The sequence below is a fragment of the Sphingobacterium nematocida genome (genome assembly GCF_900168125.1).
GTDB lineage: Bacteria > Bacteroidota > Bacteroidia > Sphingobacteriales > Sphingobacteriaceae > Sphingobacterium > Sphingobacterium nematocida.
On record NZ_FUZF01000003.1, the window covers coordinates 152,596 to 178,528 of the forward strand.

General features: G+C 39.8%; 18 protein-coding genes. 8 read left to right on the forward strand and 10 right to left on the reverse strand.

All coding sequences use genetic code 11. The features are described 5' to 3' along the window. The first annotated feature begins 36 nt into the window (after window positions 1–36). Both B5X76_RS05105 and B5X76_RS05110 read left to right on the forward strand, forming a co-directional pair. Entirely contained in the window at window positions 37–699 is a 663-nt protein-coding gene (locus tag B5X76_RS05105) for a DUF937 domain-containing protein (RefSeq protein ID WP_079641861.1), read from the forward strand. A 208-nt stretch (window positions 700–907) separates the two neighbouring features. Then, the gene (locus B5X76_RS05110; protein ID WP_217699622.1) at window positions 908–2,116 is read left to right on the forward strand and encodes an MFS transporter; all 1,209 of its coding nucleotides are present in this window, start codon (window positions 908–910) and stop codon (window positions 2,114–2,116) included. Between the two features lie 36 nt (window positions 2,117–2,152). Here B5X76_RS05110 and B5X76_RS05115 read toward each other — a convergent pair whose 3' ends face one another. The 8 genes from B5X76_RS05115 to B5X76_RS05150 form a co-directional block, all read right to left on the reverse strand. Further along, window positions 2,153–3,331, reverse strand: coding sequence for a BaiN/RdsA family NAD(P)/FAD-dependent oxidoreductase (locus tag B5X76_RS05115; protein ID WP_079641863.1), 1,179 nt, complete (start codon window positions 3,329–3,331; stop codon window positions 2,153–2,155). Between the two features lie 14 nt (window positions 3,332–3,345). Further along, window positions 3,346–4,761: a M14 family zinc carboxypeptidase gene (locus B5X76_RS05120; RefSeq protein ID WP_245800947.1), complete on the reverse strand. Its 1,416-nt coding sequence runs from the start codon at window positions 4,759–4,761 to the stop codon at window positions 3,346–3,348. Between the two features lie 83 nt (window positions 4,762–4,844). Beyond that, window positions 4,845–5,891 carry a S66 peptidase family protein gene (locus B5X76_RS05125; protein WP_079641866.1) on the reverse strand — a complete coding sequence of 349 codons (1,047 nt, stop codon included), beginning with the start codon at window positions 5,889–5,891 and terminating at the stop codon, window positions 4,845–4,847. Window positions 5,892–5,957: 66 nt separating this feature from the next. After that, window positions 5,958–7,292 (reverse strand): dihydroorotase, encoded by a 1,335-nt coding sequence (locus B5X76_RS05130; protein ID WP_079641868.1) that lies wholly within the window; start codon window positions 7,290–7,292, stop codon window positions 5,958–5,960. Between the two features lie 65 nt (window positions 7,293–7,357). After that, a complete protein-coding gene (locus tag B5X76_RS05135; RefSeq protein WP_079641869.1) occupies window positions 7,358–8,044 on the reverse strand; it encodes an ATP-binding cassette domain-containing protein in 687 nt (228 codons plus the stop codon). Next, the gene (locus tag B5X76_RS05140) at window positions 8,035–8,370 is read right to left on the reverse strand and encodes a hypothetical protein (RefSeq protein WP_079641871.1); all 336 of its coding nucleotides are present in this window, start codon (window positions 8,368–8,370) and stop codon (window positions 8,035–8,037) included. The genes B5X76_RS05135 and B5X76_RS05140 overlap by 10 nt, the downstream gene beginning before the upstream one ends. A 115-nt stretch (window positions 8,371–8,485) precedes the next feature. Continuing rightward, the gene (locus B5X76_RS05145) at window positions 8,486–10,324 is read right to left on the reverse strand and encodes a UbiD family decarboxylase (RefSeq protein ID WP_079641872.1); all 1,839 of its coding nucleotides are present in this window, start codon (window positions 10,322–10,324) and stop codon (window positions 8,486–8,488) included. A 70-nt stretch (window positions 10,325–10,394) separates the two neighbouring features. Continuing rightward, entirely contained in the window at window positions 10,395–11,258 is an 864-nt protein-coding gene (locus B5X76_RS05150) for an SDR family oxidoreductase (protein ID WP_079641874.1), read from the reverse strand. A gap of 240 nt (window positions 11,259–11,498) precedes the next feature. Between B5X76_RS05150 and B5X76_RS05155 the strand changes: the two genes are divergently transcribed. The 5 genes from B5X76_RS05155 to B5X76_RS05175 all read left to right on the forward strand — a co-directional run bounded on the left by B5X76_RS05155 (window position 11,499) and on the right by B5X76_RS05175 (window position 19,242). After that, a complete protein-coding gene (locus tag B5X76_RS05155) occupies window positions 11,499–12,686 on the forward strand; it encodes a deoxyribodipyrimidine photo-lyase (RefSeq protein WP_079641875.1) in 1,188 nt (395 codons plus the stop codon). A gap of 152 nt (window positions 12,687–12,838) precedes the next feature. Further along, a complete protein-coding gene (locus B5X76_RS05160; RefSeq protein WP_079641877.1) occupies window positions 12,839–15,577 on the forward strand; it encodes a 2-oxoglutarate dehydrogenase E1 component in 2,739 nt (912 codons plus the stop codon). Between the two features lie 66 nt (window positions 15,578–15,643). Continuing rightward, window positions 15,644–16,879, forward strand: a complete 1,236-nt coding sequence (odhB, locus tag B5X76_RS05165) for a 2-oxoglutarate dehydrogenase complex dihydrolipoyllysine-residue succinyltransferase (RefSeq protein WP_079641878.1) — start codon at window positions 15,644–15,646, stop codon at window positions 16,877–16,879. A gap of 69 nt (window positions 16,880–16,948) precedes the next feature. After that, on the forward strand, window positions 16,949–17,968 hold the full coding sequence (locus B5X76_RS05170; protein WP_079641880.1) for a hypothetical protein: 1,020 nt from the start codon (window positions 16,949–16,951) through the stop codon (window positions 17,966–17,968). A 68-nt stretch (window positions 17,969–18,036) separates the two neighbouring features. Continuing rightward, window positions 18,037–19,242, forward strand: coding sequence for a hypothetical protein (locus tag B5X76_RS05175; protein WP_139375212.1), 1,206 nt, complete (start codon window positions 18,037–18,039; stop codon window positions 19,240–19,242). A gap of 11 nt (window positions 19,243–19,253) precedes the next feature. On the opposite strand, the gene B5X76_RS05180 is transcribed toward B5X76_RS05175, so the two are convergent. After that, a complete protein-coding gene (locus tag B5X76_RS05180) occupies window positions 19,254–21,188 on the reverse strand; it encodes an LTA synthase family protein (protein ID WP_079641883.1) in 1,935 nt (644 codons plus the stop codon). A gap of 11 nt (window positions 21,189–21,199) precedes the next feature. Then, window positions 21,200–23,080 (reverse strand): LTA synthase family protein, encoded by a 1,881-nt coding sequence (locus tag B5X76_RS05185; RefSeq protein ID WP_079641885.1) that lies wholly within the window; start codon window positions 23,078–23,080, stop codon window positions 21,200–21,202. Between the two features lie 172 nt (window positions 23,081–23,252). Between B5X76_RS05185 and B5X76_RS05190 the strand changes: the two genes are divergently transcribed. Then, a complete protein-coding gene (locus tag B5X76_RS05190) occupies window positions 23,253–25,871 on the forward strand; it encodes a valine--tRNA ligase (RefSeq protein ID WP_079641886.1) in 2,619 nt (872 codons plus the stop codon). Window positions 25,872–25,933 lie beyond the last annotated feature (62 nt).

Consider the following 25,933-nt stretch of genomic DNA (forward strand, 5'->3'; position numbering starts at 1 on the left):
TCTAAAATTATCATAATTACATTAAACTATCAAGTCATGAACATAACAGACTTAGTCACAGGAGGCATCGGCTCGAAAGCCATATCTTCAATCGCAAATTTATTGAATATTGAGGAAAGTAAGGCAAAATGGCTCGTCGCCGCTGCCGTACCTTTAATGATCGCAGCATTAAACTATAATGCAAAAAAAGACCCTTCCAAAGAAGAAGGAATTAACAAAGCATTAGACCAGCACAGCGGAGGCATACTGGGTCAACTAGGCGGCCTGCTCGGGCAAGGTCCTTCTGATGATGACAATAAAATCGTGAATCATATGTTTGGCACAAATACCGAAATGGTAAAGGACAATCTTTCAGCTAAGACCGGTATATCCACCGACAAAATAGGCAGCGTCCTCGCAATTCTCGCTCCTTTGGTCATGGGATACCTGGGCAAACAAAAACAGGAACAATCTTCGGGAGGAGGTATAGGCGATTTACTAGGTGGTTTGATGGGTGGTCAATCCAGCTCTTCAGCAGGAGGAGGAATCTTAGGCAGCATTTTGGGATCAGTGCTTGGTGGATCGAAAGAAGATACACAGCAAGCTCCGACAGAAGCGGGGGGCCTAGGTGACTTAGTGGGGGATTTTTTCAACAAAGGTAAAGACGCTAATCAAAAAGGTTCCGTATTGGATTCCCTCGTCGGCATGTTCATCAAGTAATGAGGTTTAAGGGGGGGGATAGCGTTCGATGCTGCTTATTCAGCATCGAACGCTATAACTCAATTGCTTATCTTTTTTACTTTTCAATTAGATATAAAACCTTAGTTTTGTAGCCTTAAAATGGGGCTATCTTAAATGTAGTTAAATCTCTTTTCCCTAAATCGGAACAAGTAATTCAAGATAGCTTCTTTCCCAAAACAGATTTTAAATGTCTATAAATAAAGGTTTAGTAGCATTAGCATTCGGCGGTCTAGCCATCGGAATGACTGAATTTACCATGATGGGTATCCTACCCGATATCGCATCCGATATTAACATCGATATTCCCACCGCTAGTAATTTAATAGGCCTCTATGCATTAGGCGTAGTAGTTGGAGCTCCCACATTGGTGGCTGCAACCTCCAAATACCCAGCAAAAAAAGTACTTTTATTTCTGATGTTACTGTTTTTTGTCTTCAACGCCTTATTTACCATCGCACCAAATCATTGGAGTCTTTTTATTTCACGATTTATCTCAGGTCTGCCACATGGTGCATTTTTTGGAATAGGCTCCGTCGTTGCCGCAAAGCTTGCCAAGCCTGGCAAAGAGGCTCAAGCCATCTCGATGATGTTTACTGGTATGACACTAGCCAATCTTGCTGGTGTACCGCTGGGCACCTATATTGGACATCATTATTCTTGGAGGATCACATATGCTGTTATATCTCTTTTAGGTCTAATTACGTTTCTGGCCATTTACTTCTGGATGCCTATTATCCCGGCAAATAAGAACAACAATGTCATTCAGCAGATAAGCTACTTTAAGCGTTGGGATGCATGGCTAATGGTAGCGGTAATCGCTCTCGGGACAGGAGGACTCTTTGCATGGATCAGTTATATTTCAAAATTAGTTACGACCGTATCGGGGTTATCTCCAGATCAAGTATCCATCATTATGATACTTATCGGTGCCGGTATGTTTGTTGGAAATATTGTCGGAGGTAAATTAGCAGACCGCATATCTCCCAGCAAGGCTGCTATAGCAAGTTTTTCTGCAATGGCCTGCTGTCTACTGATTCTCTTCTTTATCGCACATATTACAGTGTTAGCCTACCCGATGGCTTTCATCACTGGAATGATCGCCTTTAGTATAGGCTCCCCTTTACAGATGATGTTGATCAACAATGCGAAAGGGGCAGAAACATTCGCTGCTGCAGGAGGACAGGCTTCTTTTAATATAGGAAATTCTCTAGGTGCTTATTTCGGCGCTATTCCTATAGCTTTTGGTCTTTCCTACAATTACCCCTCCTTGATAGGCGTCGTCATGGCTTCTATGGGTGCCATACTAGCTTTGCTATTCTACCTAAAGGCAGAAAAAAAGCAAACCAATAGAGGTAAAAAATTCGAAAGTATTGAAGAATTAAAAGCAGGCCATTAAGCAAACATCGAAAGTATAGTTATCTGCAATTTCATGTTATTCTACATTGTTCGAGCGGGAGATACCTTTTGCTACCCATGCTCCAGTACTAAAACAGCCCTGCAAGAGATACCCACCGGTAGGCGCTTCCCAATCAAGCATCTCCCCTATGCAGTAGATCTTAGGAAATCTATACAGAGCAAGATTCTCATCAAGTTCTTCAAAAGAAACTCCCCCTGCGGTCGAAATCACCTCATCGATAGGTCTTAATCCTGTGACCTGAATCGGGTATTCTTTAATAAACTTCGATAGCATTACCGGATCTGTAAAAATTTCCTTTTCCAATCTTCGAAGGAGCGTGATTGCCGTCTTTGACAACTTTAACTTATCTTTTAATAATGCACCTATCTTCCCGCCACATGAAAGTTTGTCGACGACAGCGTCGATAGGCATATTTGGTTTGAGGTCTATCAACAGGTCAATAGGAAAGACTTGCCCTCGGATAAACCTATTCATATAATACAACGGACTCCCCTCTACACCATATTTTGTAAACACAATCTCACCAAGCTTTTTTTCGTGATGAAAGCTGATCTGTATATTTTTCAGCACCTGTCCTTCTATTTCGCTCCAGTCCACTGAGGTATCATACCCCGAATTAGCGGCTTGCAGGGGCTCTACTTTAATCCCCTTCTGTTCGAAGATCGGCAACCATGACGCGTCCGAACCGGTTTTCTTCCAGGAAGCACCACCAAGTCCCAAGATTAGCTTTTCATATTTTTTAGATATGACCTCCCCTTTATGATAGAGATAAACATATTCTTCGTCAAAGTCTACAAACCGATGTTGATAGAAAATAGATACTTTCAGGCTTTTGAGATGTGCCAACCAAGCTTGCAACACCTGAATAGGTTTAATCTGTCTTTCTGGAAACACCTTACCAGAACTTCCAACATAAGTAGGTATTCCGATCTGTGAAAGCCACTCTACCGTAGATTGATTATCAAATGTACGCACCATGCTTTTGATAAGAGGCGCATCATATTTATTGACAAAATCAGCGATAGGCTCGCTGTGCGTTAGATTAAAACCACCGTCGCCCGCGACTAAAAACTTCCTAGCCGCTGCCTTATTTTGCTCGTATACATGAACTTCATATCCTAGAACAGCCAGATGTTGGGCGGCCATCAATCCCGCCGGACCCGCACCTATAATAACAATCGGATTACCACACATCAATAAATGGGACGTTAGTGTACGCGACTCTTAAATAACTGACTTTCTATATCTTTTGACAGATCAATCATATAACCGTTAAATATAGCATACGAAAGCTTCCCTGTCTTATCGCCTATATAAAAATTGGCAGTACCTCCTAGATCCAAGCTTGTGGTAGAAAAAAACTGCTTCTGCGTAAAGAAATGAATCGGTAACCTATGTAGACTGTTCTCCCTTGAACTTCCAATTGTCTTCACCGGAACAGCCATGATTCCTTTTTTCAATAGATCAAAAGCATCTTTTTGGCTAAGAACAGAGGCACTATCCAACAAAACACTGGATACTCTAGCAGGAATAAATTGTAATCCCTTTGCATCGACTTCATCATAACCAAATGATTCTTGCAAATCACCGATATCTTCGATACGTCCGCGCACAAAATAATCCCGACCTATTGTAGTCTCACCTCTGCGTATGGCAAGGTCTGTTGTATATGCTGTAGAATCTGTCTTTATGTTGATATTTCGAATCACTACATCATGTAGTTGAGAAGCATTAAAAGGAATCTTTTCATAATCTTCAACCTGATATTGTGCATAGGATCCTTCGGCAATCTGTATCAATGCATTGAGGATGATGGCAAAATTTAATCGTCGTATCTCTTGCTTTTCAGGATCCCCTTTGCGTCCTCCAGATTCAATTAAAACTGTACTAGCTCCCCAAGATTGGAAATTATCGCCAAAGCCACGCGGCGTATGTGCATCATCATATTTAGCAACCGCATCGGGTATATATTCTTGCAGCAGTTGATTCATACCAACTATTATTTTCATCGCATCACCACGAACCTCATTAATCTCCCTTTCGTAATTATAGGCTGGAGCCAATAGGGATATCTGCACAGGGTTACTGGTTTCAGGTACATTATAATAAATGTTCTGGTCGTGTAGATTAAATCCATATCTCGGCTTTAGTATCTTAGCCCTACTTTTAAGCAACGCTCCTTCAATAGTCTGGCCTGCCCGGGCGTCTCTATTCATATCTATACTTTGAGCGGTGCGTCGCGTAAACCGCTCGGCCCCATCGGGATTTAGCATAGGTATAAAGTGTAAATTCAATTTCGTCTTTAGCAAGTCGCGAACCGCATCCTGTCCGTCGTTCTTTCCCTCTAAAAAATTGAATAGGTCAAACAGGGCCATTGTCGCAGTGGGTTCGTCACCGTGCATCTGTGACCAGAGCATTACGACTTTCTTTCCTACACCATATTCTAGTTCATAAATCGCTCTTCCTTCAAAGGATTTGCCAATAGATATTACTTCCAGAACCGCCTGCTCTTTGTGTTGTTGCACTAGCGAATCGATATCCGAGTGCTTAAATCTACGATGTTGAAGAGCAGATTCTTTGTAGGTATTATATATCGTATTGTAAGTAATTGTATCTAATTTCATAGCTGAAGAATAATCCGCATTGGGCGTTTTACATCCCTCGCATGTTGTAATTGCAGCGATAGTTAAGAGTGTAGCAAAGAGCTTCATAATAACGATTTTTCTAAATATTCGATCTTTCCTACACTAGCGTCTACACGAGCTAATACGCCTATGGGCATAAGGAACTGATCAGAGATATGACCAATCATCGCGCCAGAATATGCCGGAATTCCCAGAGGTTTAATATAATCATTGAGCATCTGCTCTACAGTAAGTGCTCCATACCCTCCTGATGGCCCACAATTGGTGCACTTACCAAATATAAATCCTTTGATCTTGGACAAAACTCCAGCATTCATCAGTTGGCAAAACATCCGATCCAATCGGTCAGATTTTTCGTCAATCTCTTCGACAAACAAAATCTTATCTGTAAAATCAGGTAAATAAGGTGTACCACACAGCCCTGCTAACAATGTGAGATTACCACCGATAATAGTTCCTTCTACAATACCAGGAGTAATGGTCTGAATACGATCTTTATATTGTATGATCTGTGTATCGGATTTCTTAGGATTTTCAAAGCAGGCTAATTTGTTGTCAAAAAACTGGTCTTTGAACAACTGCGCTACATAATTACTCCAAGTACTGATACCTACCACGCCATGGAATGAAACAAGTCCTACTTTAGTGTAAAATGCCAGTAGTAACGCTGTTACATCGCTGTAACCTAACAATATTTTTGGATTGCGCGCGATCAAATCATAATCTATACGGCTTAATAGTCGTGATGCGCCGTTTCCCCCCCGTATACAGACAATAGCCTGCACCGACTCATCGGCAAACATCCTATGCAGATCTTCTAACCGCTGTTCGTCTGTCCCCGCGAGATTGCCGTAACGTGCACGAATATTTTTTCCTTCTTTGACCGAAAAACCAAAGTAGGTAAATACTTCTTTGGCCATTGTTATTGATTCTTCATCTTCAACAGCACCTGCCGGCGCGATAAGCCCAATGGTATCTCCTGCTTTAAGGACTCTTCCTTTCAACAAGGACCTGGCTGTAGAAATATAAGCATCGGCACCAGCAAATTTAGAAAAAAACATTGCCCCTGTCCCAATGGCTACACGTTTTAGAAAATCTCTTTTGTCCATTTTTTATGTTATCGAGTGAACTTGTTACCGTGTTATCAAGTTAACTTGATAACACGGTTACTTCCTCTACCTATTAAACAATAACCGATGTCCAGATCCTACCTCAATAATTTCACCTTCTGAGAAAGCTAAGTTTCCTGACACAATCGTATGCACAATCGTGGATGAGAAAACATGTCCTTCATAAGGGGACCAACCGCATTTGGACAGAATGTTAGCCTTAGTCACGGTGTACCTTTTATTCAAATCGACTAGAACTAAATCTGCCCAGTAGCCTTCACGGATAAAGCCACGCTGCTCGATATCGAAACATATTGCGGTATTGTGCGCAGTCTTTTGTACCAGTTGCTCCAGGGTCATCTTGCCTTGCTTCACCAAATCCAATAGGGCCTGTAAAGCATGCTGTACCAACGGTCCTCCGGATGGAGCCTGTAAATACGGTTGTTCTTTTTCTTCGACCGTATGTGGAGCATGGTCGGTAGCAATCACATCGATGTGACCATCTAACACCGCTGCCAAAATCTGCTCTCTATCCTGAGCAGTTTTTACTGCAGGATTCCACTTAATATAATTTCCTTTTGTCTTGTAGTCCGCATCTGAAAACCAAAGGTGATGTATACACGCCTCGGCCGTGACCCGTTTTTGTTCCAATGGAATATTGTTATCAAATAGGGCCGTTTCTCTTCCCGTAGAAATATGCAATATATGCAGTCGGGTGTCGTTCTTTTTAGCGAGTGCTACTGCTTTTGAAGAAGATATATAACAAGCTTCCTCAGAACGTATCAAAGGATGCATATCAATAGTGACGTTCTCGCCATACAACTCTTTATAATGTGCTAGATTTGCTTTAATCGTAGCTTCATCCTCGCAGTGTGTCGCAATAAGTGTAGGAGCATTTTTAAAAATCTGCTCTAAGGCTACTTCGTTATCGACTAACATATTTCCGGTAGAAGAGCCCATAAACACCTTGATACCACAGACATCACGTGGATTGGTTTTCAGCACCTCACTCAAATTGTCGTTGCCTGCTCCCATAAAGAAAGAATAATTCGCTAATGAACTATCCTGTCCGATATCGTATTTATCCTGCAACAAACGCTGCGTAAGGGTATTGGGTACTGTATTAGGCATCTCCATAAAGGATGTAGTACCTCCCGCAACTGCTGCCCGGCTCTCTGTAAAAATATTCGCTTTGTAGGTCAATCCTGGTTCGCGGAAATGCACTTGATCATCGATCAAACCAGGTAGAAGGTGTAACCCTTCGGCATTGATCTCGCGATCGGCATGCAGATCGATTTGCTTACCTATCTTTTCGATTCGACCATTTTTTATAAACAGATCTAGCGATTCAATTTTTCCTTCATTGACTACTTGTGCATTTTTTATTAAAAGAGATGACATATCTTGATTATAAGTAAGATTAAAATGATACACAAACTTACTAAACAAAACGGTCTACACCTATTTTAATCATCAAAAGTTCCTTCAGGAACGTAAAAATATTCCAGGTCTTTTTTATTTTCGATAGATCTACAACCTCCATTTTGAAGCAATAAAATCCGCGTACTGATATCCAATACAGAGTTATAATGGTGATCTGAAATCACAAAACCTTTGCAATGCTTGTATTGGAGGATTACTTCTTGTATCCGCTCTTTGAGATAAGGAGATACCCCTGAGAAAGGTTCATCCAATAGGTAATAGGTCGCTGGCTGATGTATGAGCAGCAGCAATTCAAGATAACGCTGCTCCCCCACCGACAGCTCGGCTACTTTTTGATGCAAAACTTTTGCTATCACCTCGTCGTTCTGGATCAACTCCATGATTTCGACACTTGCAGACATAAGTTTAATCGCATTTCGAACGGAAATAGATGAGGGTAAATAGCGTTGCTGTGGAAGATAACAGACTTTACTCGTCTTGAATACGGATTCCGTCCGCTCACCGTCCAATTTGATGTACGCATTTTTAGCACGCAAAACTCCGAAGATAATTTTCATCAAAGTAGTCTTACCACAACCATTTCTCCCCAGTAACGCAACGACCTCCCCCACCCTACAACTAAGGTACACACCACTTAACAACTGATAATTAGAGTTATAAGAAAACTCAATGGAATCGGCATAAAGCTCTCGTTCTACAGTCATATCCATTGGAGGGGAAATAAGAGTAACGTGACAATAATATTGATCAGAAAGGCAACTACAAGAACCTTTCTTTTCGAAAATCCTAAATTGTAATATAAGTAGTTCGTATGTTTGTTAAAGAACGTATCCATACCTACTGCAATAAGGAAACCAACTGTAGCAAAAACGAAAGGTAGCTTTTTTATTCCTTCGATCGTAGATTCTACCGTAAAAACTGGTGTTACAGCCATCATATCCGCCAGTTCCATTTTCAACGGAATTACACTGAGCACAAAAGATATGCCCAAATTTGCGAGAAATATTTGCTTATAATAGAACCAATAAACCTTCATTATTTAGATTTTCAGTTCTAAGATACTTTTTAAAAAGATTAGATCTGTTTTTTTAAATTTTTTTAACATTCAAATCCATAGGTATCTCCAATTCGACGGATATAACGAGAGAAGTCTAAATAATCCCATGCAGCGATCCTCCTTGGGCACCTAATCGATCTATACGCCGCTCTACCGTTTCATCTTTAATCAGATCTGGTGCGTGATGCGGCTTACGACGTGCGTCAATAATAACCGGTCCTCTGCACCCCCAATGTTTAAACTTGGTAAATGAATCGATGCCATAGATATCAAAAGCGGGATTGGACTTAGTAAATGTAACCCACACAAAGTTGTTGACACTATCAGCCGTGAAACCTGCGTCATCTGCGATGACCAACATCGGAATACCTTCGAAATCTACCTCTTTAGCAGCTTCACACCAAGCCGCTAAAATAGCCTGCTCCTCTTCGTAAGACGTAAATGCGGCCCCATCCAAAATGAGCACCCCTGGCAAAGCCAATTTGGCATTATTAAAAGGTCTTGGCAGATCCATATTAGCTGGCATCTGTGTGATTAGTGTACGTTTCTTGGACCCTGCCGCTGCAAACACCACCTTAGAACCTGCATTCAGGCCATCACCGGAATAATCTAGGGTATCTATTGTGGTATTGGTATGAAAGTGCAAATCGCGCGTCAGGTCTATACGCTCAAGAAGATGGCTTAAATAACCTGGAATATCATGAATATCGAGCTGTGGATTGTCCTCATCGGCCGTAATAAACAAATACTTCGCGAGACTCAATTGATTTTTACCTAATATCTGATTGGCAATAGTTAAGATCTCTTGAGGACGATCAACCTTCTGATAGGGGGTATAGCTCTCTCGACCGATAGCGAATAACAAGGGATGCACACCCGCTGGATCGACTGCATGAACGGCTTTTAATCCTGCTATTTCTTTAGGAATAGCACTCCCTGTAATCTCATGGATCAATGCACCAAAACTGGTATCTTCCTGTGGTGGCCGCCCTACCACGGTAAACGACCAAATAGGGTCTTTTTTATGGTATACATTATGTACACGCATCAACGGGAAGGGATGTGTTAGACTGTAGTAACCAATATGATCTCCAAAGGGACCTTCAGGTTTATTTTCATTAGGGTATACTGTACCAGTGATCACAAAATCAGCGTCGGCAGAGATACAGAAACCCTCGCTGTCATAAAAATATCTAAACCTTCTATTTCCCAACGCACCAGCAAAGATCATTTCGGACAATCCTTCTGGCAATGGCATTACTGCCGATAAGGGGTGCGAAGGTGGACCGCCGACAAATATACTAACTTTCAAAGGCTTACCTAGTGCATTAGCCTTTTGTTGATGCACACCAATACCACGATGCAACTGATAATGAAGCCCTATTTCTTGGTCTTTAATATATTCATTACCTGAAAGCTGAATGCGATACATCCCCAGATTGGCCTTCATAATGCCAGGCTGTGTAATATCTTCGGTATATACTTGCGGCATAGTAACAAAGGCTCCGCCATCCATAGGCCAGTTCACAATCTGTGGTAGCTTGCTAATCTGGGTCTTACCATAGTTAATGGGGGCATTTGATTTCTTCTTCCAGGGTAAAGCTCCCAAAGCCACCGCAGAAGAACCAATGTACTGAAAAGGATTTTTCAGCACAGCTGTGGGGTCCATCTTCACATCCACGAGCTTCTTAATATGGGCCAAGGTGTCTCGAAACATAAACTTCGAGCGATCCAATGTACCAAACAAATTGGATACGGCCGGAAACTCCGATCCCTTTACATTTTCAAACAGTAATGCAGGTCCCTCTGCATCAAAAACACGCATATGAATAGCGGCCATTTCCAAATATGGATCAACTTCTTCCTTTATCCTTACTAAATGTCCATGCTGTTCCAAATCGGCGACGCAAGCCGCTAAACTAGGGTATCCCATATCTTTGTTTAAGTGAATAGCAAAAATAGCAGAATATTTCTGCTAAAAAAACTTCGATAGATCTCTTGCTTCATAATCCGCGTTCGATCGGTATCGTTACGAAATCTACCTGTCCCTGCCAAAGCGTATTATCTGTAACCTGGGCTCCCATGGTTCCCAACAGGTAATCGTCGTGCAGCTGGCTATCTATACCATATAATAATTTATTAAACCATATTGCAAGCTTTTTACTCGGCACAGAAAAAACCTTATAGTCCATCTGAACCCCGCGTCGCGTTATATACCAACGCACCAACTCATTCATATCCATAACCCGCTCGCCACCAAACTCGATCCACTGGCAGATAAAGCTTTCTTGCCAGTTCACTTTTTTTATAAAAGAAAAAAGATCAGACAACAATATTGGCTTAAATTTTACATTTCCTAACTTGGAATAAAGGTAGATTAACCTGTTTTTCAACATCTCGTCCATAAGTCGTTCGAATGAACTACCTACACCAACAGCCAAATCTTTTAACAGAATAGTATACTGCACGCCCAGCTCTAGGAAGAGATCTTCCACTTCCTTTAGATACCCCGTATCATGAGCTCGCGCTATGTATACGATACGGCTGCATCCGTTGCGTTGTGAAAGAAAAATAAAATTACGTAGTGACAAAAGTTCATACTGTATACCTAGTTGATCCTTTTGATGGGGTATCTGCGCAAAATAAATAGACAAATCCAATCTCTGTATATGAAAATCATCAAAGGATTTACCTTTTTTTATAAGGTCTACCGAAAAAACTGTGGCATTAATATCGGTATTCACCTTTCGTTTTAAAAGATCAACATCTCTAACTAGGCCAAAGACGTTATGCTCCGCATCGGGCAAAAAGGATAACGCAGCACGCCCAAGATAGGAATTCAACCCACACAACAATAAATTCATCATGTTATACTTATTTTACCTTTCATACCTACAATAAGTGTACTTACCATTAATTTGTTTTCGCAAAAGTAACTGTTTATTCATTTTTATCTAAAAAGAAGCCTGCAATTAGCATATTTTGACTTATTAAAAGGGATTTGTTTAAATATTGTAAATATTCAATATCTCCCACGGCACAATACCTTAAATGTAATATCTTTACAGCACTTGAAATTAATCTAAATAATAGTACGTGGTAGGTAAATGAGCAAAAAGGTTATTTTAGTTTGGTTTAGGAATGATCTTCGTACCCAAGACAATGAGGTACTACAGAATGCTATTCAGAAAGCAGATTTTATTATTCCGGTTTATATTTTCGACCCTCGTTATTATCAAGAAAACAAATTTGGTTTTCAAAATACAGGGGAATCCCGAGCAGATTACATTGCTCAAACCGTACTTTCCTTAAAAGAAAAGTTGCAATCGCTTGGTGGTGACTTGTTGACATTTCAAGGATATCCAGAGGATATTATCCCACAATTGGTACAAAAATATGATGCCGACGAAGTATATCACCACCGTGAAGTAGCTCAACGTGAAACAGACATTTCAGAACTCGTAGAAGAGTCGTTATGGAAAGTAAAACGTAACCTCCGCCATTTTATCGGTCACACCTTATACCACAAAGAAGACTTGGCCTTCCCTATCAGAGATATTCCGAATGATTTCAACACATTCCGAAAAAAGGTCGTCAAAGAAAGTTTCGTAAGGGAATGCATAGCAGATATAGAAAAGGTGAGTATACCTCCACATCTTGAAAAAACTAATTTCCCTTTTGAACTAGGCACAACAGAACCTGTTAACCAATTTGGTGAATCTGCTGCTTTTGATGCCCTCACAAGACTGATCAAAGATACGGAGGTAAATATGGAAAGTTATACAGACCTATCTCCTTACCTTGCCTTAGGGGTGCTATCTCCTGCATTTACTTTCCATTTTTTGAGCAAAAACATCAATTCCAAAAACAAAAAGGGGATGAATGCCTTTATAGAGAGCTTGATGATGCGGGATTACTTTCGTTTTATGCTAAAAAAACACCCTAATTGTTATTTCAAAAGTGAACAAGGACCTTCGGAAAACAATAATCTTTCACTATGGACTAAAGGCCTTACCGATAATGAAACGGTCAACAATTTAATGTTAAAGCTGAACGAAACAGGAAGATTAACCCGCAAAGAAAGGGAGATAACAGCAATGTATCTTATTTATGAACTTAATGAGAACTGGCTTGCTGGTGCTGCTTGGTTTGAACAACAGCTTATAGACTATGCCCCAGCGACGATCTATGGCTTCTGGGCCCACATGGCCAATCAAGGAACAAGTCTAAAAAACAATAAAACAAAAGAGGACTGGGAGAAGATAAAGAGCGATGTCTCTAAGCAGGTAATTTAGCAAGATTAATAAAGATATTTATCCGAATAAGCCATTTAAGTTTATTACCATAAAATTGAGACTATTTAACGACAAAAACTTAAACTTCAATACTCGAAACTCCTATTTAATTCCTAAATTTGGCAAATTCTTATTGATTATATCAAAAGTAAATGGATAAATTGACATATTTGAGTAACGCCGATTCGAGCTATATCGATGGGTTATATCAAGCGTACAAGCAAGATCCAAATTCGGTAGATTTTGGATGGCAAAAATTTTTTGAAGGTTTTGAGTTCGGTCAAGGTGCTGAAGGTATCAGCATCGATACTGAAAATGTTTCCGAGCATGCGTTAAAGGAAATCAATGTATTGAACATGATCCATGGCTATAGAGACCGTGGCCACTTGTTTACTCATACGAACCCTGTCCGTGAACGTCGTAAATACTACCCGGGCAAAGAGTTGGAGACCTTTGGCCTTTCTGAAGCAGATATGGATACAGTATTCAATGCTGGTATCGAAATCGGGATAGGTCCTGCTAAGCTACGCGACATCCGTCAACTTATCGAAGATACTTATTGTCGTTCTATAGGCGCTGAGTTTAAGTATATCCGTAACCCGGAAAAAATAAAATGGTTGCAAGACCGTATGGAGGCTGATCGTAATACACCTTCTTACTCTACAGAACAAAAGAAACGCATTTTACAAAAAATAAATAGAGCCGTTGTTTTCGAAAGCTTCCTAGGAACCAAATTCCTAGGGCAGAAAAGGTTCTCTTTAGAAGGTGCTGAAAGTTTAATTCCGGCACTAGACTCTGTAATGGAGAAAGGTGCAGACCTAGGTATACAAGAATTTATGATAGGTATGGCTCACCGTGGCCGTCTTAACGTATTGGCCAATATCATGGGCAAACCGTATAAGACTATTCTTTCTGAATTCGAAGGTAAAATGTACAAGGAAGAAGATCCTGAATTGCAATTTGGAGGTGATGTAAAATACCACTTGGGATATTCTTCGGATATAACTACTGATAAAGGAAAACATATCCATTTATCTTTAGCACCAAACCCTTCTCACCTGGAAACTGTAGACCCTATCGTAGAAGGTATGGTTCGCTCCAAAATCGACATGAAATATGATGGTGACTCGTCGAAAATAGCTCCTATTTTAATTCATGGTGATGCAGCCATTGCAGGTCAAGGTGTTGTATTTGAGGTCACTCAAATGTCCAAATTAGATGGTTACAAAACCGGTGGTACAATCCACATTGTGATCAATAATCAAGTTGGTTTCACGACAAACTATAAAGATGCCCGCTCTGGCACTTACTGTACAGATGTAGCTAAAATCACTTCATCTCCTGTTTTTCATGTGAATGGTGACGATGCGGAGGCTGTAGTATACGCAATCAATCTTGCCGTAGAATACCGTCAAAAATATAAAACAGATGTCTTTATCGACTTATTGTGTTACCGTCGCTACGGACATAACGAAGCTGATGAGCCTAAGTTTACACAACCACTACTTTACAAACTTATTGAGAAGCATGCTAACCCAAAAGAGGTTTATGCAAAAAAATTAATAGACGAAGGATCTATTGAAGCTTCTTATGCCAAAGAAGTAGAAAAAGAGTTTAAAGACTATTTACAGACTCAGTTGGACGCTTCAAAAGCTATAGAAAGTTTAGAAGAAGAAGTGCCTATGTTTGGTGGAGCTTGGAAAGGCTTACGTCCAGCCAAGAAAGCTGACATATTTCAACCTGTGGAAACGAAAGTTTCGGCAAAAATATTTAAAGATTTAGCGACACAGATTACCACATTACCTAAAGACAAGAAATTCTTCCGTAAAATCTCTAAGTTGTTTGAAGACCGTGCGTCAATGATTGAAAAGGATGCATACGATTGGGCAATGGGTGAGTTGATGGCTTATGCTACATTATTAAATGATGGTAAGCGTGTCCGCATTTCCGGTCAGGATGTACAACGTGGTACTTTCTCTCATCGTCATGCTGTATTGACTTTAGAGGATTCTGAAGAAAAATATGTGCCATTAGCAAATGTTAAGGGGGGTGACAAATTCAGCATTTACAACTCATTGCTTTCGGAATATGGTGTCCTAGGCTTTGAATACGGTTATGCTTCTGCAAATCCACAGGCACTTACTATCTGGGAAGCTCAATTTGGAGATTTCTATAATGGTGCTCAAATCATCGTTGACCAATACCTAAGTAGTGCGGAGACAAAATGGAAACGCTCCAATGGATTAGTTATGATGTTGCCTCATGGTATGGAAGGTCAAGGACCCGAACACTCTTCAGGGCGTATTGAAAGATTTTTGGAGCTGTGTGCAAACGATAACTTAATCGTCGCCAACTGTACTACACCAGCAAACTACTTCCACTTATTACGTCGTCAATTGGTTCGCGACTTCCGCAAACCCTTGATCGTATTTACACCGAAGAGTTTATTGCGTCACCCAAAAGTTGTTTCCAAGGTCGAAGACTTTACAAAGGTCAACTTCCAAGAGGTAATTGATGACAGCGCTGTTAAAGCTACCTCTGTAAAACGTGTACTTTTCTGTTCAGGTAAAGTTTATTACGACTTGTTAGAAAAACAACAATCGGATAAGCGTAACGATGTGGCTATTGTCCGTATCGAGCAATTGTACCCGGCACCTGTAGATCAATTGGAAGCGATCCGCAAGAAATACAATAAAGCTACGGAGTTCATATGGGTTCAGGAAGAAAATGAAAACATGGGTGCGTGGCCATATTACTGCCGCAAATTCCGTAGATCTGAAATTGAGTTTACAGATGTAATCGCAAGAAAAGAAAGCGGAAGTCCGGCTACAGGTTATATGAAACAACATATCGCTCAACAAGAAGCAATCATTAATAAAGCATTTGAATAAACATTTATAAAAGCCAAACGTTGTATATATATCCTATATACAACGTTGGTTTTAAAGAGAACACATATGAGCTTAGAAATCAAAGTCCCTACGGTTGGTGAATCGATTACCGAAGTAACCTTAGCGCAATGGCTAAAACAAGATGGCGATTACGTCGAAATGGACGAAAATATTGCCGAACTGGAATCAGACAAAGCTACATTTGAACTACCTGCTGAAAAGGCTGGTATTCTTCGTATTATCGCCCAAGAAGGTGATACATTAGAAATCGGTGCAGTGGTATGTACTATCGAAGACGGAGATGCTCCTGCTGGCGATAAAAAAGCCGACACTCCTGCCGCTCGAGCAGCAACTTCTGCTCCTGCAGCACAGGCTTCTGAAGCTTCTGAAAATCCAGATTCGTATGCCGCTGGTACTGCGTCTCCTGCCGCAGCCAAGATATTAAGAGAAAAAGGAATCGACCCTTCTACAATAAAAGGTACAGGAAAAGATGGCCGTATCACAAAAGAAGATGCTGAAAAGGCGCAAGCTAAACCTGCTGCTCCAAAAGCTGAATCTAAGCCAGCTGCTGCCTCTACCCCAGCTCCTGTCGTAGCTGGTGCACGTGATGAGCGTCGCGAAAAAATGAGCTCCCTCCGTAAAACGATTGCCAAACGTTTGGTATCGGTTAAGAATGAAACAGCTATGTTGACTACCTTTAACGAGGTTAATATGCAGCCTATCATGGATCTAAGAGCGAAATACAAGGACATGTTTAAAGAAAAACATGGTGTAGGCCTTGGTTTCATGTCTTTCTTTACAAAAGCGGTTACTACTGCCTTGAAAGAATGGCCTGCGGTAAATGCACGTATTGAGGAAAACGAAATCGTTTATTCAGACTTCGCAGATATCTCTATCGCTGTATCTGCACCAAAAGGACTAGTTGTACCTGTCATCAGAAATGCAGAATCAATGTCTTTGTACCAAATAGAGAAGGAAGTTATCAATCTTGCTACCAAGGCTAGAGACAGTAAATTGACAATTGAGGAAATGACTGGTGGTACATTTACAATCACCAATGGTGGGGTATTCGGATCCATGATGTCTACTCCTATTATCAATGCTCCACAATCTGCAATTTTAGGTATGCACAACATTGTACAACGCCCTATAGCAGAAAACGGTCAAGTCGTAATTCGTCCGATGATGTACATTGCTTTATCATATGACCACCGCGTTATTGATGGTCGCGAATCGGTAAGTTTCTTAGTTCGTGTTAAACAACTATTGGAGGATCCAGCTCGCTTGTTATTAGAAGTATAATCTGATATATATATCTTATTAAAAGGTCGTCTTTCGTGGACGGCCTTTTCTATTCCAAAAAAACCTACCATGCAATATTTTCTCTCGCGTATTACACGTATTATTATCGCTTTTATTCTATTCGTTAGTTCTTCATTAAAGGCTCAGGAGGTAGGATTCAAATTGGATTTCTTTGGATATGCCGACAATAGGGAATTCGGTGCAATCTATACGCAACCCAAAACTATTTTTGGTACGATAATATCTCCACAGCTTTATTTTAAGCTAGACGATCGTCATGTCGTATATGGTGGTGTCCATTACAACCAAGATTTTGGGAAACATCCAGAAAACAAACAACGCTTCAACCCTATTGCTTATTACAATTATACATCACCTAACATTGATTTTGCCATCGGTTTTATACCAAGATATGAACGATTGAAAGATATGCCCCGTGTGGTACTGGCAGACACTTTGATGTATGATCGTCCAAATATAGAAGGAATGTATTTCCAATACAGTAAAGGAGGATTTAAACAACGTATTTTTATTGATTGGCTGAGTAAACAGAGTTATAACCATCGTGAACAGTTCACCGCCGGTATATTAGGGATATATCGAGCCGGTTTGTTTTATATAGATCACGCTGGACTACTCTATCATAACGCACTGACCAGCAATGATGCCCTTGAGGAACATATTCAAGACAATGCTGTTATCACAGCAAAATTGGGTTTGGATTTCAGCCATAAAACATTATTTGATTCGCTTACTGTAGATGCTGGAGCAGTAATCGGCTTTGACCGAGTGCGTACAGAATATGAAATGCGTACTGCCAGGGGATTTATTTCGACTCAGCATATAGGTTATAAGAAATTTGCTGTGACCAATACAATATACATTGGTGAAGCACAAAACCTACCTAATGGCGATTCTTTTTATCATCGGGATAAGTACGACCGACTAGATTTTAGTTGGAGTCCCTTTAAAACAGCTGCCATTGAAGGTAAATTGGTAGCATCCTTTCACATTTCAAAAGGACAGGTGGACAATCAACAGGCTTTTACATTACGCTATAATTTTGGTCAACCATTATGGCGCCGATAGAAATACTGAAACTAAAAACAGATAATTTTAAGGCACAAATTTTGCAGAATATCTCAAAATCTATATATATGCACGCTAAAACACGCCAAATTTTAACTGTTATCCTTTTTATCCTTCCTTCTTTTCTATTTTCCCAGCAGAAGTATTTTATTTACAAATACAATGCTAATTTCGGTCTGACAAGTTTGGATGGAACTGAACTTATAGAGGGTAGCTTCATCTCCCATAGTGATCAGATTAAAGACTATGCATTATTCAAAAATAAAAGTGAAAAGCAAGTTCTGGTACACCTAGAGACTGGAAAAAAAGATGTTTTTGACGAGTTTGACGGGAATAGTATTTTTCTGGAAAATCAATACTTTGCTAACGTAGAAAATCAGGGGCAGTACTTTCTTTGGAGCCAAAAAACTGGAGAAAAACTACCTGTACCGAAAGTATTGCAGAAGCAGGCTTTTCAGGATGTGTATATGATCAACAAAGACTATTTGTATGCTGTCAGTCAGGAGTTAGTATACCCCCCTGCTCCCAAGCCAAAAGCCAAAACCGCTACTAAATCAAAAGTTCCTGTCATTTCTCCTCCTGAAATTAGCAAACCACCTAAAAATGTGACCTATGTTTATATTTTCAAAAATGAACGTAGTATGCCGGTGGTAGCGAAAATAGAAGTAGACGACGAAAAACTATTTGGAAATAATAGCCCTAATTCTTTATTTGACTTTTATAATTTGACAAAAAGTCCTAAAGAAGGTAAAACGGATGACTCCAATGTATATCTGGTCGAACAGCGAAGCTGGAATCCGGAATTAAAGCCCTGGCACTTCTATTACGATGCCACATTTAACATCGCTTGTATCAATATCTTAGACAACATCCTTATTATGGATGGCAATTTCAAGGTACTCAAAACAATAGCTCGTAAAGATAGGGATGAAAGAGATGCCGTGAAAGAATATTTCGAATCTCAATATCCAGACTATGATGTCAAATTGAGTTATGCTGATTTTTCACCTTCAGTGAGCATGGGTGGTTCGGCTAGAAAACCATTCTGGATGGTACAAAATAAAGAGAACCAATATGAAATCAGCTACCTTAAAGATGATCATTACATCCCATTTGTACGACTAGAGGCGAGCGAAGCAAAAATGGGCTATGATGACAATCTGTATCTGAAAGACGCCCAAGACAATGAATTGATGCTTCAATTAAATAAAAAGACACTCGCGCTACCTGTACCATCAGCGTATAAGCAACAGTTTAAGATCCAACTGTTGTAGATTGTATGCCTTTATTCTGCAGTCAACTTATTGTGGATCATACCAAAGTTGTATTGTTGAATAAAGGCCTGCATTGTCTGCTGCAAACTATCTTTTACAATAGGATCACGATCTACCAAGTTGTCCTTAAGCATTAAATCTTTCTTGATGTTATACAGCGAAGTTGGCTTCTTTCCATCATAAGTCATGAAATAATCACCTTTAAAAAGGTTGTAGGTTTCGCCAATTGTATTCACAACGAAATTGTTCTGCTTGTTATCAAAAGCATCGAAACCGAAAGCAAAATACGGCTTTGGATATTTTAAATAATTCAACACAGTAGGCATAATATCTATCTGCTGTATCAGCTTGTCGGATGTTCCTTTCAAATTGCCTCCAGGATAATAAAACACAATAGGAATTGCAAACGTATTTGGTAAAGTTTGATATTCTGGAAGGTGGCTCAGACTGGTATGATCTGCACACAATACGAATAATGTATTAGGGTACCAATCACTTTTCGATATGCTGTTGAAGAATTGGCGCAATGCATTGTCTGCGTAGCCTATAGGTTCGTGCAATGCAAGTGGCCCTTTGGGGAATACATCCTTATACCGTTCAGGTACTTTAAAAGGGTGATGTGAAGAGAGTGAAAAAAAACCTGCAAAAAACGGTTGTCGCATATCGTCGATCTTCTTTGCCATAAACTGCATAAAAGGCTCGTCCCATATTCCCCAGATACCATCAAAATCAGCATCATTATTGTATTCGTTCTTACCGTAGTAATTTTGAATTCCGGCTAACTGTGTATACGCGGAAAAGCCCATACTCCCGTTTGGTGCTCCATGGAAAAAAGCCGTTTCATACCCTTCATCTCCCAATAGTTTGGCTATACTCGTCGTTTTATTACTGGAATATATAGATAATACAAAAGGCTCACCGACAGAAGGCACTCCCGTGATAACCGAAGGTAATGCATCAATGGACTTTCGACCATTGGCATATGAATGATTGAATGTAAATGATTCTCGTATCAAAGAGTCTAGAAAAGGTGTATACCCCTTGTAATTTCCGTTGTCTATATCCTTATTTAATGCTCCGATATATTCCTTACCAAAGCTCTCCATGATCAAAAATACGACATTAAGCTTGCGAAATTCAGTTGAAGAATGAGGTTGATGGATTACAGGATATAGAGCATTCAATTCTTGTTCAGAAAAGTAATGCTGTTCTTTCAGCTCTATTGCCTTGAGCGTTTTTAAAATACTAAAAGGAGTATTTAGCACGATACTCATCTCTTCTGGATTCTTCACATAATCTCCGGCATTACTTAAGGTAATAGGTCTTGTGCTATGCGCCCAACCACCACGAACTCCTCCTACAAAAAGAAATATGATCGCAAGGAAAGACAAAGATTGAATTGTATAAAAAGCCCAGCCCGTCTTTATGGGGCGTTCAACCCGAATCCGATCATAACAATAGGCCAGCAAAAAAACTAATCCTACAAATGCAAAAACCAAATACCAGTAATCCATCATAAAGTCAAGACTGAGTTTACCTAGATTTTGCTCATTAGAAAACTGACTGAATACTGTTCCTGTAGTACGCTTTAATGTAAAAGGATAATAGGCGTAATCGATCAAACTCAATGCGGCAGCCAGACTATTCGTCAACACAAAAATCCATTTGCATACTTTTTGGTATACGGTATTATATTTGAAAGGAACAGGCAATATCTGCAATAAAATAAAAAGAATATTGACATATAGAATGGCTACTGTATCAAATTTGACACCGCCTATCAGCATAGTCACCAAGGAAGAACTGTCCACATGGGGGAACAACGAACTATTCACCGTGTAGAAGCCCAATCGCAACAATGCATACAGAAAAAGTAAAAAAAGAAAAACAAGGATAAGCAACAAAAGTGTGTTCCAGTTGCCTTTTACGGTTAATATCTTCTTCATACGGTGTAATATTAATAGGCTAAAAATTCTTTATATACGCCTTGATAATAGGCCTTTGCTATATCCAATAAACTATCAGTCTTTGCCTTGGGGTAATCAGGATTAGCCTGATAATTGATCGATTTACCTACATTTTCAAAAGATATAGTCTGTTGAGGTGTAATAATACCAAAAGCATCTTTCGAGTTATAAAAAGCGACTTCAGTAGTTGTTGAATTAAAAAGATCCCTACTCCAAGGATACCGTGTTGCAGACACCCCCAATTGATGCAATAATGTCGCTGCAAGGTCGGTTTGGTTTCCAATTCTTGGAATTACTTTTCCTCGGAACTCTCTTTTTATAACATCGCCAAAAAACACCAAAGGTATATGGAATCGTTTTGGATGAGATAGATCCCATTTTTCTGTTGGGAATCGGTGTCCATGATCGGCAACCAATACAAAAAGGGTGTTTTTATACCAATCTTCTTTCTTGGCCTTTTCTATAAAGTCGAATATAACGGAATCGGTATAATATGCCGTGCTTCTAAATTTATTGGGATTACTATCTTTACCGAACTTGTATTCCCCCTTTAGCTCAAATGGTTCATGATTAATCAAGGTAAACATTGTTGAGAAAAATGGTTGTTTTTCCTTGTTTAGATCTTTCAGCATCTGATTAAAAATCACATGATCATATACACCCCATGATGCCCTATCTTCGTGAAGTCCAAAATTAGCCTGATCAACAACCTTTTCGACACCGTGTGTCAACATATAAGATTTAAAATTATAAAATTCACTCTGCCCGCCGTGATAAAATGAGTTGCTGTATCCGATTTGATCCAGATCCTCTCCTATTGCAGGTATGTTTTCATGCTTAGGTATATATTTAATGATGCTCTCTGGCCCCTGCGCAGGAAAACCACTCAATACGCCAATCATTCCCTTGTCAGAACGATCCGAGGCCGCATAGATATGGTCAAAAAGAACTCCCTCCTGAATCAATTTTTCCAAATTAGGTGTAACTCCTTTTTCACCGCCCAAAGACGCTATCAAATCTCCCACGAAGCTTTCCATCATAATCAATACTACATTGGGACGCTTTGTGGTCAGAACCTGTACTGTAGAGTCGGGGTTATTGGCAAATACAGGTTCTATTTTAGATTTGAGTACGGTATCATTATCATAAAAAGCATAAGGATTACGTAGTAAGGTACTCCGGGTGAAATAATCACGCAGAAGGGACCATTGCGTATTAACCGCAGCATGATTGTAAAACGTATTTTCAGAAAAATAAGCTTTACTTGGATTTAGTGGAGCTCTACCATAACCTCCGCGAATAAACGTGAACAGGATAAAAACGCCTAAGAGCAATTTCAAACCATTGGCTAACGGCTTTTTAATGTTAAAAAACCAAACCGACTTGAATAGGTATCTATAGAGATAGTATCCGAGAATAATTCCCGCAATAATTCCAACAATAGGCACGAATATAGGCGTAGATTCGGCAGAAGCTACAGCCCCCGAAGGCGAAGCCCAAAATGCATCTATTGCTCTCTTTGATATCTTATCACCCCATTCCCGGTAGATATTGATATTGATGAAGGAAACTCCGAAATAAAGCAACAGTACCACTAACGTATACACATCTAAAACCTTACGCTTGAGCTTAACACGTGGCAGAAAGCTCAATATGCCATAAAGTAAAAAAGGAATCACACAAATATAAGCGACTGCTGAAAAGTCCAAAAACAATCCGTGGTAGAAAATACTTAATATATCAGTTAGGGGTTTACCTTTAACTTTTTCAAAAAAAGAAATTATAAAAATGAAGCGATCAATAAAACATACGATCAACCAAAATAAAAAATAACGAGTTAAAGCCTTTAACTCATTAACAAAGTTCTGCATCCTATTTCGTTCTAAAAACGAGCAAATTTACACTTAATTATCAATCCCTTAATTAGATATTAACATATTTTTAACAGTACGCATATCTTCTTGTCTTTATTTGGCATAAGAAAGTGGGATATGACAGCTTAAATCCTTATTTTTGTACACTTTTTACGCCATATTAATAGCAATGAGCATAGCAAAAACTTATAATCCGAAAGAAGCAGAAGACAAATGGTATTCCTATTGGATGGAAAATGGTTTTTTCCGTTCAACACCAGACGAACGTGAACCATACACTATTGTAATGCCACCACCAAACGTCACTGGAGTACTGCACATGGGGCATATGTTAAACAATACGATTCAAGATGTATTGATCCGTCGTGCGCGTATGCAAGGTAAAAACGCATGTTGGGTACCTGGTACCGATCACGCATCTATCGCTACCGAGGCTAAAGTCGTCGCTATGCTAAAAGAGCAGGGTATCGATAAGAAATCCCTTACGCGTGAAGTTTTCCTGACACATGCTTGGGAATGGAAAGAAAAATATGGAGGTATTATTCTGAAACAGTTGGAAAAACTGGGCGCTTCTTGCGACTGGGACCGCACCAAATTTACGATGGATCCCGATCTATCAGAATCCGTTATAGACACTTTCATTAAATTTTACAAAGAAGGTTATATATACCGCGGTGTACGCATGGTTAACTGGGATCCACAAGGAAAAACAGCCCTGTCAGATGAAGAGGTAATACGTAAAGAGGTAAATCAAAAATTGTACTATATTCGTTATAAAATAAAAGATAGCGACGAATATCTTATTATAGCTACTACTAGACCAGAAACGATCATGGCCGATTCGGCTATCTGTATCAATCCAAATGATGAGCGCTATACGCATCTAAAAGGAAAAACGGTATTAGTACCATTGGTAAACCGTGAAATCCCTATAATCGAAGACGAATATGTTGACATAGAATTTGGTACGGGATGTCTTAAAGTAACCCCTGCCCATGATTTAAACGACTACGAACTGGGACAGAAACATAATCTACCTGTAATCGATATTTTAAATGATGATGGTACACTCAATGACAAAGCAGAAATTTTAATCGGTGAAGATCGCTTTATCGCGCGTAAAAAAATAGCTAAGCTACTAGAAGAAGTCGAACAGATTGAAAAAATTGAAGACTATAAATCTCAAGTAGGTTTTTCTGAGCGCACTGACGCCGCTATCGAGCCTAAGCTTTCTATGCAATGGTGGTGTAAGATGGAAGAATTATCTAAACCGGCTCTGGAATATGTAGAGAATGGCACCATTAAATTGATTCCAGAGAAATTCTTTGCTTCGTATAAACATTGGATGGAAAATGTAAAGGATTGGTGTATCTCCCGTCAACTATGGTGGGGACAACGTATTCCTGCTTGGTACAATGACAAAAACGAATGGGTCGTAGCGAAGTCTGAATCCGATGCCATTAAAGAGTTTGAAGCACAGGGCAAGTCGGTAGCTGGTATCCACCAAGAAGAAGATGTTTTGGACACCTGGTTCTCTTCGGGGCTATGGCCCATGTCTGTGTTTGATGGTGTACGCAATCCTGAAAATGAGGAGTTCTACTACTACTACCCTACCAATGATTTAGTAACGGCACCGGAAATTCTTTTCTTTTGGGTAGCTCGTATGATCATCATGGGGCATGACTATACACAAAAGCCGCCTTTCCGTAATGTATACCTAACAGGTATTGTACGTGATAAGTTGGGCCGTAAGATGTCCAAATCTCTGGGCAACTCACCTGATCCAATTGAGTTAATGGCTCAGTATGGTACAGATGGGGTACGTGTGGGTATGTTATTATCTTCTCCTGCTGGAAATGACCTTATGTTTGATGTTTCATACTGCGAACAAGGACGTAATTTTGCGAATAAAATATGGAATGCTTTCCGGTTGGTGAAAGGTTGGGAAACTACGGATTCAGCAGCAACGGATGCTCAAAAAACAGCGGCTTTTTGGTTTGAAAACCGTTTTAATCAAGCAGTCGCTGAGATTGACGAGCATTTCGCAAACTATAGGTTGTCCGATGCGTTGATGACAACTTATAAATTAATTTGGGATGATTTTTGTGCTTGGTACCTCGAACTGATCAAACCTGCTTACCAAACTCCTATTGAGGTTGAAACTTTAGAAACGGTGAAATCATTGTTTCTAAAGGTGCTTAAGCTAGCACATCCGTTCATGCCTTTCTTGACGGAAGAATTGTGGCACGATGAACTATTCGGTGTACGGACAGCAAAAGACTGTGTAATCGTAGCTGAATTCCCAAAGGTAACGGCTTTTGACGAACAGGTCATTAAAGAGTTTGCAGCAGTACAACAAATTATATCCGAAGTACGTAATGTACGTAATACAAAAGGGATGTCTCCTAAAACAGCATTGCCTTTGGCGATAAATGCTTCTGACATGGATTTCTCAAAATATCAGGACAGCATCGTTAAACTTGCGAATATATCTGAACTGACTTTTGTACAGGAAAAGGTAACAGGGGCTTTGAGTTTCCTTGCTGGAAAAAGCGAGTGCTATGTAAAATTGGCTGCTGACAATATTGATGTAGCTGCTGAGAAGGAACGTATCAGTAATGAAATCGAATACCTTAAAGGTTTCTTGGTTTCCGTAGATAAAAAATTATCAAATGAGCGTTTCGTACAAAATGCAAAACCGGAAATCATTCAAAATGAAAGAAATAAAAAAACTGATGCTGAAGCTAAGATCCAGATCCTAGAGGAGAGTTTAACAAGTCTCCGTTAAGTTTTTATACACTTACAGAAAGCCCCTTTTGGGGCTTTTTGCATTATCCCTATTTTCAGCGA